The sequence below is a fragment of the Macrococcus brunensis genome (assembly GCF_022343725.1).
GTDB classification, from domain to species: domain Bacteria; phylum Bacillota; class Bacilli; order Staphylococcales; family Staphylococcaceae; genus Macrococcus; species Macrococcus brunensis.
In genome coordinates this window covers 20,075-36,906 of the sequence record NZ_CP092179.1, presented here as the reverse complement: position 1 = coordinate 36,906, position 16,832 = coordinate 20,075, and the positions used below count along the sequence as shown (strand labels likewise).

Here is a 16,832-nt window from a genome sequence, read left to right as displayed (position 1 = left end):
CAAAAAAAATGAGGTGAACTTAATATGAAACAGGTCGACATTATGAAATCGATAGAATACAACAGAAGAAAATTAGGATATAAACAATATGAATTTGCACAAATGATGGAACTCACTCCTGTGCAATATTCAAAGATAAAATCCAACAAACGTGGTCTCTACGGCACTGAATTATATGCATTAGCCCAAGCTTTAAACATAACGATGGATCAGCTGATTTATTACGAAGTGAAAATATAAATTTTTTATTTCTAATCTCTTATTATCAACTACCAAAATAGACGACGTAAGTTATCGCAATTCATCTTCCAGCGGAATTATCTCAGTGTTCAGCACTTCTTTCCATCTGGACTTCATCATCTGACGATATTTAAAGGGATTGATCTCCGGATGCTCTTTCTTGTAGGATTCGAAGTCAATCTTATTCATGACGTTCTTCATGTTCGGAATCTCATCAGCGCCTGCCGTATACTGTATCGCTGATGAATGAAGCTCGTATACCTCTGCTTTATATTCTTCCGCAAACTCAGCGATGATCTGCTCTTTTTCACGTGTGAAGAAGTCACGTTTCAGACTGAAGATGTCCTCTTTCACGTCACCCTTCTCCCGGTCAATCTCATCCAGGATATTCTGATAGACCATTCTGACATTATCCGGCTTGTTCAGTTTCTGGAGGGCCTTCTCTATCTCATCCCGTATCGAGGCATTATCGGGCTGATAATTTCCAAGCAGCTGGTCGATATAGGAGGAATCGATATTGTACATCTTGTTGTTCACATCTGCGAAGAACTCGATCTCATTGAGGAGCGCATCCACATCCTCCGGTCTGTTGATCAGTGTCTTCAGATGGCCCTTGACCGTCTCATAACTGCCTCTATGATTCTCAAGTACTGTCATCTTGTCCTGCAGCGCCTTTTCTTCCTGGACATTATCATTGAACTCATCATAAGTGATCAGTTCCTCGAATGCGTTCAGACTCTTCTGGTAGGCCTTCACATAGTCTATCTGAATGGATTCATCTGTGTTCTCATCGATATCAGGATGATGCCTGATCAGTGAATGGAGCTCCCTGTATGACTTCTCGAACTTCTTCTTCGCATCTTGATAGGTCGGATAGACCAGTCCGGTCTCCTCGTTGGCGTTGGAATAGAGCCTTGTGGCTTCCTCTACGTTCTTCTCCATAGTCGCCGGCTTTCTGAAGGTGACGATCAGCCCCTTAGACTTATCCTTGAACGTCCGGTTGGTTCTCGAGAAGGCCTGAATAAGGCCGGCATACTCAAGGTTACGGTCGACAAACAATGTCTGCATGGAAGGAGAGTCAAATCCCGTCAACAATCTGTCGACGACGATGACCAGGTCAATCTGTCTGCCCGGCACCTTGAACTCAGCCCTTTTTCTTGCCAGCCGGTTATTGATGTCTCCGTTATAGCGCTCAATCCCGTCGATATTCCAGGAGGTGCCGTAGTAGGCATTGTAATCTTCAATGATGGTCTGCATCTCCTCCTGTTTGGCATAAGCATTGTCCGCATTCTCATCCAGCGAATAGGTGATGGCGATCCTCGGGAAATCCGGGTCTTCCATCGTACGACCTTTACGCAGAGGTGTGTCCCTATATTTCTCCTCCATCCATCCCGGCTGTGAAGTCATCTCTTTGATGGCATGATAATAGCGCTTGGCCATATCGATGGATGAAGTCGTCAGGATAGCTGACTTGGTCGGACGGCCGTTACGGAAATCGAACTTAGTATAGGCATTATCCGGACGGAATATCTTCTCAATCACCGTCTGGATATGGTCATCATCTTCATAGAGTGCGTTAGGAATATATTTCTCCTTCTCTTCTTCAGTCATTGCATCGATATAGGCATTGATAGTCTCAGGGTTATCAGAACCATTCGACAGCATCTCGTAGATGTAGTTATGCAGTGTCCGTGAGTTGATGGTATTCTCATGTTCAACCTGGAAACCGAGGACAGCGCCATCCTCCAGCGCATTCTTGATGGTATACGTATGCAGGACCGGTCCATACTGGTCATAGGTCGTACGGGCCAGCTTGCCCTTCGCCTGTTTCTTGTTCTTCTCGAATATTGGTGTGCCCGTGAATCCGAACCAGGTCGAGTTCGGAAAGAAGGACTGGATGTTCTGCATATTCTCAGGCGAGATGGCACGGTGGCATTCATCCACGATGAAGACGACATGCTGGCCCGTCAATTTCCTGAAACGATGGGTCCCCTTTTGTTCCTCCTGTCGTTGCGCATACTTCAGTGCTGAGTCCAGTTTCTGTCGTGTCGTGATGATGACGACATTGGAGTTAGAATCCGACAGAAGGGCACGGGTCAGTTCCCGTGTATCACCTGTCCCTACAATGAGGCTGTTGGATACCCCTTCACCACTCGTCTGTCCTGTATTGAATTCAGAGGCAAAATTGGTGAATTCATTCGTCGTCTGACTGTCCAGGTCCTTACGGTCAATCAGCATGATGGTACGGTCAATACCGGCCTTCCGGGCCAGCAGTTTTGTCGCCACAAAGGAGGTCAGGGTCTTCCCTGAACCTGTCGCATGCCAGACATAGCCCGACTCATGCTTACTGGCTGAGGTTACCAGCGCCTGTATGGCATGGATCTGATAGGGATGAAGCACCATCAGCAGTCTATTGTCCTGGTCCTCACTGACAATCGTATATTCCGCAATCAGACGGTGAGCATCCGGAATCTTAAGCACCTGTTTACAGAACTCATAGAGATGATCGACCTTTTTGTTATCTCGTGTCCGCCAGGAGAACAGGAACTTCTTATCCATGTATCTAGGGAGTGTGTTCGCAAAATAACGGGTCGTCTGCAGATTAGAGATGACGAACAGCTGGAGAGTAGAGAAGATATTATTTCTGAACTGACCTTCCTCTGCGTATTTCTTAATCTGGTTAAAGGCCTGATAGATGCCATCCTTCGCACTCGACTTCTTGAGCTCTATCTGAACGATCGGGAGGCCGTTGATCAGAAGAGTGACATCAAACCGTCTGTTCCGGCTGTTGTCAGCGCCTTGAGTAGCAATCTGGTGCACAATCTCGTAGCTGGAGATGCCTCCACCGATATCGTGGTTAGAGTAAAGAATCAGAGAGACGTTTCCGAGTGAGACATCATCCCGGTCAACCGTGATCCGTGCAATGCCGTTCTCACCCTTCAGCCACTTGGCAGCGTCAAACGGCGTCTGTGTCAGCCGCATAAGTTCAGTCCTTACCTTATCAAACTCTCTATCAGTCAAAGGATGGTCAGCGAGCTCAGCCAGATTATTCTGTGTGATTTTCTGTCTCAGGTTCACCCATAGGTCCCGTTCAGACTTCAGGTCCTCACGGAACGTCCACTGGTTATAGCCATCGCCCATCACAGTGATCAGCTGTCTCTCAATCTTTAGTTCATCCTCAAAAGAAATACCATTCATATCTATTCTCCTTTCGGAAACATCTTCTGAAGAAAGCCCTGTTTCGTCTGTTTCAGTAGTTCTAACTCACGCTGATGAAGATTAATCACCTGGTCAATTTTCAAAAAAAGCTGTCCAATTCTTTTTTGTTCTTGTGTAGATGGTGCAGTTACAGTTATATTATTTATTTGTTCTAAAGATAAATTAGGCTGTGCTCCCACTGTTGGATTACTTTTTATATAAGTCTTTAATTTAGGACCTGACAAATATGTTGTCAGAAAAATTGAATCAAAATCATAGTCTCTAATAATTGCTAAGGCTTGATTTGTATTAGCTGGCAATATACTTTCAGTAACTAATGCAGTTCTTCCTAATGTGCCTGCAATAGAAAATAGAATATCTTTTTCGATTAGTTTTGACCTTTTTAAATTGGTTTCATGTTCTTTAAATGATATTTGATTAGTAGGATTAATTTTACCATTAGATATATTCTCTATTTTGATCATATTAACTTCTCCTACTCCAGATTTATCTTTTGGTGTAGTACCTTTTGTAATTAATCTGGTAAAATCTCCTAATTTTTTGCTATTCCAATTTTCGCTAAATTTAGGAAAACGTTGTTCAGGTGCAAGCATTCCTGGTTGTGGAAACATCTTCTGAAGAAATGCTGTCTTAGTCTGTTGTAATTGTTCTAACTTACGCTGATGAAGGGTGAGTGTTTCTTCAATCTCCCAAAGCAAATTACCTATTTTAATTTGTTCTTCTAAGTCTCTTGGAATATAAAATTTAGTAGACGACACTTTCTGCCAATCAGATCTAGGCATTTTAGTACCAGATGTATCATTTGCAGCCTTCTGATAAATATCAGCCTGAATTAGGAAATATAAAAACTTTGGTTCTATATTTTTAGCTTCAAAAACCCAAAAATCCCCTAATGCAATACCCTTAAAATCAGTGTACAACCAATTTTTTAAGTAAGGACGTAATTTACCGTAAAGTATGTTATTCTCATTAAATAATATACCTTTTCTATTATCAAATTTTGCTGAAACATCTTTATTTAATCGACCTTCTCCAGAGATAATATCTTCAAATTCAATTTTAGGTAAATTTTCAGAAATTGAAGTTTTGCTTAACTTATTAACCAACTCTAAAAACTCACGCTGTTCCCAAGCGTCAGTGAAACCCTTGAATCTTATTTCAGGTACTTTACTCATTTCTGAACACCTCTAATGCACTGTTCAGCCACTCCTGATTCTCAGGTGAAGCTTCTAATATTTGGATAGCCTCAAATAGACTTTTTTCGAGTTCTTTTCTCTCCTGACGGATAGCTGTCATTTCTTTCGCCACTTCAACCATATCGACAGGTTCTTCTTCTTCAAAAGTATCGACATACCGGGGGATGTTCAGGTTGTAGTCATTCTCCTTAATTTCATCAAATGAGGCAACATACGCAAACTTTTCAATATTCTCACGGTTTTGATAGGCCTCAACAATCTTAGTGATATTTTCTTTAGTTAGAACGTTCTGAGCCTTCTTCTTAGTGAACTCATGGCTCGCATCAATGAACAAAACATCACGATTCGTTCTATTCTTTTTAAGGATAATAATAGTCGTCGGTATACTTGTACCGAAGAACAGATTAGCTGGCACACCGATGACAGCATCAATGGCACCGTCTTCAAGTAATTTTTTTCGGATCTCTCCTTCTGCTGCACCTCTGAAGAGCACGCCATGTGGCAAGACGATAGCCATTGTCCCTGTTTCTTTTAAGTGATAATAGCCATGTAGAAGGAACGCAAAGTCAGCTTTCGTTTTAGGGGCCAGCCGGCCATAGCGATTAAAACGTGGATCATCAAGGAATGTTGAATCTGCGTTCCACTTCGCAGAATAAGGTGGATTCATGACCACGGCATCAAATGTGTAAGGTTCATCTGTCGGCCAATCTCTGTCTAACGTATCGCCATTTCTTAGATTGATATCCTCAGCATCGACATCATGCAGAATCAGGTTCATCTTCGCCAGATTATAGGTCGTTGTATTCAATTCCTGACCATGATATTTAATGACTGTTCTATCATCTAAGTAATTTCTTACATTCAGCATCAGTGAGCCTGATCCCATTGTCGGGTCAAATACTGAGAAGATAGGCTTATTCTGCTGTCCGATTGTCACAATCTGAGCCATCATATCCGATACCATATGAGGCGTATAGAACTCCCCGGCCTTCTTTCCTGCCTCTGATGCAAACTGACCAATCAGAAACTCATAGGCATCACCAATAACGTCTCCTTCATGTCCAATCAAATCAATATCATTCAGTTTCTTAATGACTTCAGTAATAGTGATATTACGTTGCTGTGGACTTGTCCCTAACTTATTAGAGTTCAGATCAATATCATCGAAGAGACCTGTAAACTGTTCATAGTTTGCAGAGAGCTGAACAAAGGCCTTCTTCATATCATCAAGCTGGAAAGTATTCAGTTTCGCTTTTTCGGCCAGCTTATTAAACAGATACTCAGGTTCAATCTCATAACCCAGTGTATCGACAAGTGTGGCTTTTAAATCTTCTGCCGTATCCTCATCCTTAATGAGCGACTCATAAAGTTCTGTCTGTTTTTCCTTTGTATTGTACACATCTTCATCTTCGTAGCTTAATTCCACCATTTTCTTCAGCATCTTATCTGAAAGATATTTGTAGAAAATAAGTCCGAGCAGATAATTTTTATACTCAGATGCATCCATCTTACTTCTTAGATTATCTGCCGCACTGAAGAGTGCCTGATTCAGTTCTTTTCCCAACGTAATTCTCCACTTCTTAAAATAATATAATTATTATATCAATATATTTTTATTGATTTTTTCAGTAATTGATTAAAATTACTTGCAAAATTTAATGAGACTATCTATAATTAATAACAGATATAGGGAATGCTTTCTGCTATATCGAGCCTCGCGGATGATATCTGGCGAGTTTTTTTTTTGTTCATTTTTAGCTATAGTCAATTGTGGTGGCAAGAAATAATTTCTCATCAATAATATCTTGAAAAGGAATATCACTCAAACCTTCTTCAAAATTTAATGTTGTATATTTAATTTTAGGGTATTCTTCTTTAGAAATTATTCCTATTTTATTTAAATAAGCAATTCTAGTTCCAGAGCATACTAATGAACATAAAAAATCTACTACTTCCGATCCACAATGTGGCGGATTATTTGCGCTACCTACCTCTTCTTTCCTTATAAATCGGATTTCATCCAATAAATCCACTACAGTTTCTTGTTTGAACCTTTCTGTTCCCGTTGTTAAACATTCGTGAAAGGCCATTTTTAAATCATTTTTCGCTTCAAATTCTTTACCATCTGCATCAAAACGTAATTTAGTATATGTAGATTTTGGTAAATTCTCATCAAGATATATTTTTCCCTCAAATTCTCTTGATATAAGGAATTCAATTAGTATGTCTAGATGTTTCTTCATTGTGATTCTCGGTTCATCTTTACTTAAGTTTTTAGCAGGTTGGGGCTTTGGGTTAGTGAGTTCTGGCTTCGCTGTAAGCTTTCTTTTAGGTAAATATGATTTTTTTTTATTAATATAATCTGTATTTAAAATAGAAAAATTTGATTCCTTCAGAACCTTTTTCATTTCTAAGAAAAACTCATGAACAATGCTTATATTAAATTCATTAGAAGAATCTAAAAAAAGATTGTATGCTGTAATATCTTTTTCATCTATTTCTAAAATTTTCTTAGTGTATCTATTAAAAAGCTTTTCACATTCTTGATAAATTCCTTCTTCTGAATTTTTTAATTTTTCTAAATCCTTTGTGAATAATGAAGAACTATCATTCAGAATGGTTTCTAACTTTTCCATATCAATATGATTTTCATCAATAAAGATTTCTAATTTTTGTCTAATTGCTAATTCAATATTTTTCACATGATTACTTGATAATAATTTTTTATATTCTGCAAAGTGTAAGCATGTATTACTTGGAATATTAAAGCTTTCCTTAAAACCACACCATCTTTCTTCAAACTTATATAAATACTCCTCTGATTTAAAAGAAATGCTTGATAATGAATAAAAATTATAAATTTCATTATCCCTATTATTTTTATAAAATTCTGTGACAAAATAATTATTTTTACATTCATCTATGTAAGTATAAAACATTGTCTCATCTCTAGTCATAAGTACCCCCAATATATGATATATATGATATTTAAAATTCAATTACATTATCTCATATCACTGCATATTTTATGATTTAAACAAATAATACCATATAAACTTTATGAAATATTAGTATAGACAATTTTTAACCTTTACTCTACGCTAAAATTAAAAAAGTACATTCAAAATGAATGTACTTAGTTTTATTTATGGTAAGCCTGCCCTTTCATTATCCTATAAGCTCTATACACCTGCTCCAGCAGAATCACTTTCATCATCTGATGGGGGAAGGTCATTTTGCTGAAGGAGAGTTTGTAATTGGATCTTGCACTGACGCTGTCATGCAGGCCGTTTGAGCCGCCAATGATGAAGGTCAGGTGGCTTTTGCCCATGTTCATGTTGTTTTCGATATGCTGCGATAGTTCGACTGAATCCAGTTGTTTGCCCAGGATTTCTAATGTATAGACGTAGCTATCGTCTTTTATTTTGGCCAGGATGCGCTCCGCTTCTTTCTTCTGCGCGATTTCGATATCTTTCTCACTCATGTTGTCCATATCTTTCTCGTCCTGCACTTCAATCAATTCCATCTTTGTATAGGCGCCGAGTCGCTTTACGTATTCATCCACAGCCTGCTTCCAGTACTTCTCTTTTAACTTACCCACAGTTATAATTGTAATCTTCATCTATATTCATCCTTATTGTATGTTTTATTCGAGTTATCCACATGTTATTAACTTATGCACATTTCACAAGCCTTATTTTATCGTATTTTGTCTTTTTTCGCTCTTTTTCTTCCATTTTTTTATGCATAAACATAAAAAAAGATGCCTTATTTCTAAGACATCTTATACAATTGTGGATAAATTCTTTTCTATCCACAAAGTTATTCACTGTTATCCACATTTCTAGTGGAGTTAATGAAAAGTGTGTAAATTAGAGTTCATAAAGCTTTGTTGCCACTTCTTTATCCGTATCATGCAGCGTGACATCATTTTTTGTATCGATATCATGCTCATTTAATACCTGTTCCACACTCATGCGGGCTAAATCCTTCAGATTATTGTCGCGTGATAAGTGAGAGAGATAGATACGTTTCGTCGAGCCTGTAATGACTTCACGCATCGCATATGCTGCATCCTCATTTGAGACGTGTCCCATATCACTTAATATACGCTGTTTGGTTTTCCACGGATAACGGCCCATTCTCAGCATATCGACATCATGATTGCTCTCAAAGACGAAACAGTCACTGCCGTGTATCATGCCTTTCATGCGGTCAGAAACGTAGCCGGTATCTGTGATCATCGTCAGCTTCTTGTAGTCATTGTGAAAGATATAGAACTGCGGGTCTATCGCGTCATGTGACACATTGAAGGATTCGATATCAAAGCCTGCGATACTTTTCGTTTCGTATGGATTGAAAATCATCTTCTGGTCCTGCGGGATATTTTTATCTGCCCGTTCTATTGCTTTCCATGTGTTTTCGTTTGCATAGACTGGTATTTTGTACTTTCTTGCTAGCACACCGAGTCCTTTGATGTGGTCGATATGTTCATGGGTGACGAGGATGCCATCCAGGTCTTCTATTTTGCGGTCAATCTGGCTGAAAAGGCCGACCATCTTCTTACCTGATAAGCCGACGTCTACTAATAATGAACCTTTGTCACTTTCGACGTAAGTTGCATTACCTGTTGAGCCACTTGCCAGTACTGACATTTTAATCATTGATATCACTCTCTTTATTACTTCAGTATAGGTTCCTGCGGATTCAGTGCATCCACATAGAACGTCTCACGCTTGCCGTTCTTATGAAGAACTGCAACTTGCCATGTCGGTTTGAGTACTTGTCCTTCTATATTCGGTACGACGGAATAATAGCCCAGGCGGACCGCCGTAATCTCGTCTCCTGCTTTCAATTCATTCTGATAATACAGAACCTCAAGTGCACGTCTTGGTTCAACGACTTGTTTCTTCTTGTTATTGTTACCGATGCCTTCCTGCAGGTTCTCGATATAGGACTGCTCATAGCTATAGGCTTCCTGGTTATCATTATAATTCACCACGACTTTTGCCGTATCATTGCTCAGTATGGGATACTTGTTAAAAGTCTGCTCGTAGAGTATACGTTTATTGATGCGGTCAATGCCGCTCAGAATATATTCAGTTCCTCTATAAGGGACTGTTGCCATAAAGATATTCAGGTCTTCCATGATGGCATCCGGCTCTATCGCGCTGAGAGGCAGATTGGTCGCGATACGGTCTTTGATGACTTTATCTTTAACAACAGTATTACTGCGTGTGGTATTTGTTGCTTCGAACTTCTTGCTGCGACCCGATAAGTAGTTCAGTTTGACGCCTTCTGACGGTGGCAGTTCTTTCGGTAACTTGATATTCTCTTTCTCAAAAGACAGCACTTTTTCATTGGCGATATCTATCTGGTTGGAGCGTTCGACTTTCTGATAGTACAGCACACCAAGACAGATATTGATAATCAGGAAGACGAAGATAAACAGTGAACTTGCTTGTTTCCAATCCACTACTTCAGCCTCCCATTCTCATATTTCAGCCATTGATTGTCATATTCAATATACCAGTAAGGTTCAAACAGCAGATTAGCCTGTATTTCACTGTCTGCTGATTTTTTCATCTCATAGCCAATCAGCATGTTCGTGATTTTATCGAAACGATATTCCTTTGAAGAAGCAAGTCTGTAACGAACGCTTTCTGCACTCGGCAGTTTCTCTACTTCCTGGGTCGACGGCACTGCGACACTTGTCGATAACAGTCCCCGTCGATATTCATATTGATCATCTTTACCCCAGATGACTGAGATATTGGAAAGTCCCGTGTCATTAAAGACAGGTCTGCCTCCTAGATACATCTGATAATCAATCATTCTATTATCATCATTGATATCAAACAGTCGATAATCATCTGTGAAGCCGCCGTGACTACTGATGAACTTGAATGATTTAACCAGTATATCACGCGGGGCGGCCTTAACTGAATCCGCTTCTGATAAATTGTTATATTTATAGATGTCACTGTCATTGACAGAGACGATACCTGTATTACTGAAATACGTCGTACTCTCTTTTCTGTCACGCTCAATGATATTATCCTGATCATCCAGTACAGCATCGTTAATATCCTTGACATTGATACGATCCGCTATATATCGATAAGCTTTAACGCTGTCCGCTTCTTCCGAGATATAGAGCTGCATCTTATCGCTGGATGTCAATTCATTTGTAACAAGACTTGTATAGTTTACCATAGACTTGCGTTCTTGTTGCAGCATCTTATTGAATGTCTGACTCTTCGCATCCGTCTCTATCTTCAGTACTTTTGTTTTGCCGATCAGATAAATATTGACGTTCGTGCGGCTTTCGCTATCAATCATCAAGCGCTTAAAAGTATACTTATCTTCCGACTTATAGTTCATATCTAATATGTTTGTCACATACATGGTCTGAGGGATATCAACAGTAAAATCAAATAACGTAAAACGGTTACCGATATTTTTCGCCTGAAATTTACCGTTATTATCAATCAGATAAGCGGACTGAATATGACTTTCGCTTAAAAAGTTAGTCATTTCCATAATCAGATGACTTTCTGTCGTTCCTTTGATGTTGCCTTCATTGTATGAGACCACCTGATAGGGCATATAGATATTCTTGATATTATCAATAAATCTAGGACCGATTGTTTTCTTTTCAACGACAGCTGTATCTACATTGGTCAGCTGAGGCTTAAAGTTCCATATCAGATAGGTCAGCACCATACTCGTGCAGACCAGAATAATCAGTATGAGACTTTTAATGATGTTCTTATACATCCCAATCACCATCATCTAAGACTTCACAAGGCAATGTGATATACACAGATGTACCCTGATTTTCCTGGCTGTTCGCCCAGATACGTCCGTTATGCGCTTCTACAATTTCCTTACTGATAGCAAGACCCAGACCTGTTCCACCCATCGTCCGTGTTCTTGCTTTATCGACCCGGAAGAAGCGGTCAAAAATCTTGTCGACTTTGTTTCTTGGAATACCGATACCATTATCTTTAATCTGAATGGTCATCCGGTTAAATAACATGTTTTGTTTCACATGAAATTCAACACGTTTTTTCCCTTTTGAGTACTTGAGCGCATTAGAGATAACGTTATCAAATACTTGCGTCATCTTGTCGGGGTCGATTTCTACAAAGATACCTGCTTTCGGGATATCACGGATAAATGTCGCTGATTTGCCTTCACTCATCTCAAAACGATTGATGATTTTATGGATGAACATATTAAAATCAATTAGTTCGCGGTTAATGTTTTCATTAGAGTTGTCCATTTTAGAGAGTTGCAGCAGGTCATTGACGAGACGAATCATGCGGTCCGTCTCTTCTCGTGTCACGCTCAGGAACTGGGGCGCCAGTTCAGGATTCTGCCAGGCACCTTCTTCGAGCGCCTCGATATAGCTGCGCATAGATGTCAGCGGCGTCCGTAGTTCGTGCGAAACGTTTGCGACGAACTCACGACGTTCATTTTCGACATGATGCTGTTCGGTCACGTCATGGAGTACAGCGATATAACCTGTGATAAAGCCTGTCTCCTGAATAATCGTCGAGAAACTGGCACGGACAATCAATGGATACTCACCTGCGATATCAATGATGACGCCTCCACTATTCTCCTGCAATTCTTCTAAAGAATAATGTTCCTCCATCTTAAGTACATCCAGCACATGACGGCCCTCTATATCATCCTGATTGACAGCCAGCATGCGCAGCGCCATATCATTGACAATACGTACACGTCCTCGTCTATCAGTGGCAATAACCCCATCTGACATGTGAGTGATAACAGAATCCAGTCGTCGTTTTTCACTTTCTGTATTCGCCTGAGCTTCCTGTACTCTTTTCGCGAGGTTGTTGAAAGTCAGAGCCAGTTCACCAATTTCGTCACTGCCGTACACTTTGACCCGGTTCGTGTAATTCCCTTTTGACATCTCGAGTGCCTGATTACGCATATCCGAAATCGGTTTAGTGATGGTTCTGGCAATAAAGAAGCCGAGAAGTGCAGTAATAAGAAGTGACAAACCTGTTCCGATAATGAAGATCTGGTTGATTTTATCAAGCTGCTGATAAACAGTCTCGATACTCGATTCAACGTGAATAACACCTACCACTTCATTATTCACTTTAATCGTTTCATTTTTAACCCAGACACGCTTCTTACTCGTGCCTTCTTCTTTTAACTGAATCTGGTCATTGCTCTGGCCAAGCGACAACGCTTTTTGTATTTGAGTATCTTTATTTTTCTGGTCAATCGAAACATTATCAGATACTTTACTCGTCGCGATAATCAGCTCATTTGTATTGATAAATCGGATTTCATCTATATCTGAGCGAGCCTCTCCGACACCGGAACGTGAAGTATAATCATCGATAATCGACTGTATCTTTCGCTCCGTATTGTCATCATTATTTTCCTTATATGTTTCATTAATATCATAAGCAACTTGTTTCACTTGTCGTTCTACATTGTCCTTGAAGTTTTCAGTCAGCTCTTTTTCCAGATTATTCGTGAAATAGAGCCCGATAATCTGCATGCCGATAATAATCAGCAGAACATAGACGACAACGAGCTTGATATGCAGAGATTGCAGTTTCTTAATGAAAGACTGGATGTATTTCATTATTTATCCTGTACTTGTAAGAAATAACCGACACCGCGTCTTGTCACGATGTATTCAGGATGTGAAGCATCATCTTCAATCTTTTCTCTGAGTCTTCGGATGGTCACATCAACTGTTCTTACATCTCCAAAATAATCATAGCCCCATACTGTCTGCAAGAGATGTTCGCGGGTCATGACCTGGCCGATATGTCGTGCCAGATAATGGAAGAGTTCAAATTCACGATGTGTCAGTTCGATACTGACGCCACGCTTTTTGATAGAATAAGCATCCGGATAAACCGTGATGTCTTTAATAACGATATCATTTGTTTCTTCTTTTTCTTCAGACTGCGCCTGTGTGTAGTGACGACGTAAGTTCGCTTTTACACGCGCAATCAGTTCACGCGTACTGAACGGTTTCGTGACATAGTCATCTGCCCCGAGTTCCAGTCCAAGTACTTTATCGATCTCTGAGTCTTTCGCTGTCAGCATAATGATCGGCATATCATATTTCTTACGGACTTCACGGCAGACTTCCATACCGTCACGTCCTGGCAGCATGATGTCCAGCAGCACGATGTCCGGCTGTACTTCATAGATCAGTTCAACTGCATCATCACCATCATAGGCAACATGCACATCATAGCCTTCTTTTTTCAAATTAAATTCAAGTATATCCGCAATCGGTTTTTCATCATCTACAACGACTATTTTACGAGCCATAGGTAACCTCTTCTCTTTAGAGTTTCATTTACTATCTTATAATTTACCATTTTTATGTGTTTTTTTCTATCTACTGAATTACAACAAAAAAAGACATGCATCAAATGCATGTCTTAAAGCGGTCCCGACGGGAATCGAACCCGCGATCTCCTGCGTGACAGGCAGGCATGTTAACCGCTACACCACGGGACCTAAAGCTATTTAAATGGTGACCCCTACGGGATTCGAACCCGTGTTACCGCCGTGAAAGGGCGGTGTCTTAACCGCTTGACCAAGGGGCCATATTTTTTTAGCACAAGATTGATTATAGCATGCTTAATTATAATCTGACAACTATAATTCGAAAAAAATTTTATATTCTAAAACATTTTTCTATCTGTGAGCATTCTGAAATTTCTAACAATTTATTTATAGTATAATAAAGGTAGAAACCATTAGAAAAGAGGGATGCTATGTCACAATTAGCAGTTGAAAAAGTCCATAGAACTTTGCCGCTGAAAGAGAAAATCAAACGGTTTCTCATGATCACTATCGGCGCACTTCTCATGGCAGTAGCACTTGAATTATTTTTAGTACCGAATGCCATACTAGATGGCGGTATCGTGGGTATTTCCATTATTACGAGCCACTTAATCGGTCTTCCTTTAGGTCTTTTTATCTTCATCTTGAACCTGCCGTTCTTCTTCCTCGGTTACAAGCAAATCGGTAAGTCATTCGCATTATCCACACTTTACGGAATCGCTGTTCTGTCAATCGCCACAGCTTTTCTGCATCCGATTCCACCCTTTATCGAAGAGAAGTTTCTCGTCACTATTTTTGGCGGTGCTATTCTAGGTCTTGGTGTCGGTCTCGTTATTCGTTACGGAGGCTCACTGGACGGTTCAGAAATTTTAGCGATTCTGATCAGTGGAAAGACACCTTTTTCAGTAGGTGAAATTGTAATGGTCATCAATTTCTTTATATTTATCGTTGCAGGCTTTGTCTTCACATGGGAATCTGCTATGTATTCCGTTATCGCTTATTTCATTGCCTTTAAAGCTATCGATATTGTTCAGCTCGGACTCGATGAATCGAAATCCGTCTGGATCATCAGTGATCAGTATGAAGAAATTGGTGATGCCATTAATGCGCGTCTTGGTCGTGGAGTCACGTATCTCAGCGGAGAAGGTGCCTATACCGGTGACGACAAGAAAGTTATCTTTGTGGTTATTACGCGTCTGGAAGAATATAAACTGAAGGATATTATCAATCATTATGATGAATCTGCCTTTGTTGCGATCGGCAACGTCTCAGAAGTAAAAGGCGGTCGTTTTAAAAAGCGCGATATCCATTAAAAAAAAGAGCCCGAGGGCTCTTTTTTAGTTCTGCCATAAATCTTCAAGTAAGTTTGTCTGCGTACGGTCAGGACCGACTGAGAAGATAGAAATCTTCACATCACATAACTCAGAAATACGTTCTAAATAACGGCGTGCGTTATCCGGTAACTCTTCCATCGTTTTGCAGCCTGTTACGTCTTCTGTCCAGCCTGACAGTTCTTCGAAGATAGGTTTGCAGCGTTTTAAGTTGTTTAAGTTTGCTGGGTATTCAGTGATTTCTTCTCCATCAAGCTCGTAAGCTGTACAGATCTTCACTGTCTCAAGGCCAGTCAGCACATCGATAGAGTTGATAGATAAATCAGTGATACCACTTACACGACGAGAATGACGCAGAACAACTGAGTCGAACCAGCCGACACGACGCGGACGACCTGTTGTTGTCCCATATTCACGGCCGACTTCACGGATATGATGACCATCTTCATCGAATAATTCAGTAGGGAATGGACCGTCACCTACACGAGAAGTGTAAGCTTTACATACACCGATAACACGGTCTACAAATGTCGGGCCGACACCTGTACCGACCGTAACGTTACCTGCAATCGGGTTACTTGATGTCACAAACGGATAAGTACCGTGGTCGATATCGAGCATGACACCTTGTGCGCCTTCAAATAAGACTTTCTCATCTGCATGGAACGCATCATCAAGTACTTTCGCAGTATCCGTCACGTACTGTGCAAGACGCTGTCCTGCTGCAAAGTACTCATCAAAGATTTCATCGAAAGTGAATCCTTCAGCATTGAACATTTTTTCAAATAGTTCGTTTTTTGCTGCTAAGTTCTGTGTTAACAGTGTTCTGAACGTTTCTTCATCCAGTAAATCTGCCATACGGATACCGATACGCTGTACTTTATCGACATAAGCAGGACCGATACCTTTTTTAGTCGTCCCGATTTTGTTGTTACCACGTTTTTCTTCTTCCAGTTCATCCTGTTTTAAATGATAAGGCAGGATGACTTGTGCACGGTTAGAAATACGCAGATTATCAGTTGAAATACCGCGTTCATTTAATGCATCCAGTTCTTTCAGTAAAGCAACTGGATCAACGACTACACCGTTGCCGATGACTGCTAATTTATCTGAATAAAAAATACCAGACGGCACTAAATGTAATTTATAAGTCTCGCCGCCAAATTTAATTGTATGTCCTGCATTGTTACCACCTGAAAAACGTGCGATAACTGTTGCCTGTTCTGCTAAGAAGTCTGTAATTTTACCTTTACCTTCGTCTCCCCATTGTGTACCAACAACTACGATAGATGACATTCTTGCACCTCCAAATTTAATAACCTTAGCCATTTTACCAATAACCATATGAAAAATCAAACGAAACCCGAACGTTTAAAATGTAAATTTTGAGTGCACGTTCTGTTTTTATAAACCTATTCAAACAGCTCTAAAAGACGATAATATCAGTATATCAGCCTATTTTTTGATTTATTTACGATACAGACAT

The 16,832-nt window shown here is 40.0% G+C and carries 13 protein-coding genes and 2 tRNA genes; 2 read left to right on the top strand and 13 right to left on the bottom strand.

Annotated elements, in window-relative coordinates; translation table 11 throughout:
• Nucleotides 1–24 precede the first annotated feature (24 nt).
• The gene (locus MGG13_RS00160; RefSeq protein WP_239034934.1) at nucleotides 25–240 is read left to right on the top strand and encodes a helix-turn-helix domain-containing protein; all 216 of its coding nucleotides are present in this window, start codon (nucleotides 25–27) and stop codon (nucleotides 238–240) included.
• A 51-nt stretch (nucleotides 241–291) separates the two neighbouring features.
• On the opposite strand, the gene MGG13_RS00155 is transcribed toward MGG13_RS00160, so the two are convergent.
• The 12 genes from MGG13_RS00155 to MGG13_RS00100 form a co-directional block, all read right to left on the bottom strand.
• Nucleotides 292–3,438 (bottom strand): type I restriction endonuclease subunit R, encoded by a 3,147-nt coding sequence (locus MGG13_RS00155; RefSeq protein ID WP_239034933.1) that lies wholly within the window; start codon nucleotides 3,436–3,438, stop codon nucleotides 292–294.
• Between the two features lie 2 nt (nucleotides 3,439–3,440).
• On the bottom strand, nucleotides 3,441–4,634 hold the full coding sequence (locus tag MGG13_RS00150; protein ID WP_239034932.1) for a restriction endonuclease subunit S: 1,194 nt from the start codon (nucleotides 4,632–4,634) through the stop codon (nucleotides 3,441–3,443).
• Nucleotides 4,627–6,162: a type I restriction-modification system subunit M gene (locus MGG13_RS00145; protein ID WP_420827911.1), complete on the bottom strand. Its 1,536-nt coding sequence runs from the start codon at nucleotides 6,160–6,162 to the stop codon at nucleotides 4,627–4,629. Before MGG13_RS00145 ends, MGG13_RS00150 begins: the two co-directional genes overlap by 8 nt.
• Before the next feature lie 247 nt (nucleotides 6,163–6,409).
• Nucleotides 6,410–7,612 carry a hypothetical protein gene (locus tag MGG13_RS00140; protein ID WP_239034930.1) on the bottom strand — a complete coding sequence of 401 codons (1,203 nt, stop codon included), beginning with the start codon at nucleotides 7,610–7,612 and terminating at the stop codon, nucleotides 6,410–6,412.
• A 185-nt stretch (nucleotides 7,613–7,797) separates the two neighbouring features.
• A complete protein-coding gene (rlmH, locus tag MGG13_RS00135) occupies nucleotides 7,798–8,277 on the bottom strand; it encodes a 23S rRNA (pseudouridine(1915)-N(3))-methyltransferase RlmH (RefSeq protein WP_239034929.1) in 480 nt (159 codons plus the stop codon).
• Between the two features lie 250 nt (nucleotides 8,278–8,527).
• Nucleotides 8,528–9,319, bottom strand: a complete 792-nt coding sequence (locus MGG13_RS00130; protein WP_420827899.1) for an MBL fold metallo-hydrolase — start codon at nucleotides 9,317–9,319, stop codon at nucleotides 8,528–8,530.
• A gap of 17 nt (nucleotides 9,320–9,336) precedes the next feature.
• Nucleotides 9,337–10,131 (bottom strand): two-component system regulatory protein YycI, encoded by a 795-nt coding sequence (locus MGG13_RS00125; protein WP_133432531.1) that lies wholly within the window; start codon nucleotides 10,129–10,131, stop codon nucleotides 9,337–9,339.
• Entirely contained in the window at nucleotides 10,131–11,435 is a 1,305-nt protein-coding gene (locus MGG13_RS00120) for a YycH family regulatory protein (protein ID WP_239034927.1), read from the bottom strand. The genes MGG13_RS00125 and MGG13_RS00120 overlap by 1 nt, the downstream gene beginning before the upstream one ends.
• Complete coding sequence (walK, locus tag MGG13_RS00115; RefSeq protein WP_239034926.1) at nucleotides 11,428–13,290, bottom strand: cell wall metabolism sensor histidine kinase WalK; 1,863 nt, start codon at nucleotides 13,288–13,290, stop codon at nucleotides 11,428–11,430. The genes MGG13_RS00120 and walK overlap by 8 nt, the downstream gene beginning before the upstream one ends.
• Complete coding sequence (yycF, locus tag MGG13_RS00110; protein ID WP_133432528.1) at nucleotides 13,290–13,994, bottom strand: response regulator YycF; 705 nt, start codon at nucleotides 13,992–13,994, stop codon at nucleotides 13,290–13,292. The genes walK and yycF overlap by 1 nt, the downstream gene beginning before the upstream one ends.
• Nucleotides 13,995–14,113: 119 nt before the next feature.
• Nucleotides 14,114–14,186: transfer RNA gene (locus MGG13_RS00105), tRNA-Asp, on the bottom strand.
• Between the two features lie 14 nt (nucleotides 14,187–14,200).
• A tRNA-Glu gene (locus tag MGG13_RS00100) sits at nucleotides 14,201–14,275 on the bottom strand.
• Between the two features lie 171 nt (nucleotides 14,276–14,446).
• Here MGG13_RS00100 and MGG13_RS00095 point away from each other — a divergent pair.
• Nucleotides 14,447–15,328 (top strand): YitT family protein, encoded by an 882-nt coding sequence (locus tag MGG13_RS00095; protein WP_239034925.1) that lies wholly within the window; start codon nucleotides 14,447–14,449, stop codon nucleotides 15,326–15,328.
• 24 nt (nucleotides 15,329–15,352) lie between these two features.
• Here MGG13_RS00095 and MGG13_RS00090 read toward each other — a convergent pair whose 3' ends face one another.
• Entirely contained in the window at nucleotides 15,353–16,642 is a 1,290-nt protein-coding gene (locus tag MGG13_RS00090; protein ID WP_239034924.1) for an adenylosuccinate synthase, read from the bottom strand.
• Nucleotides 16,643–16,832 lie beyond the last annotated feature (190 nt).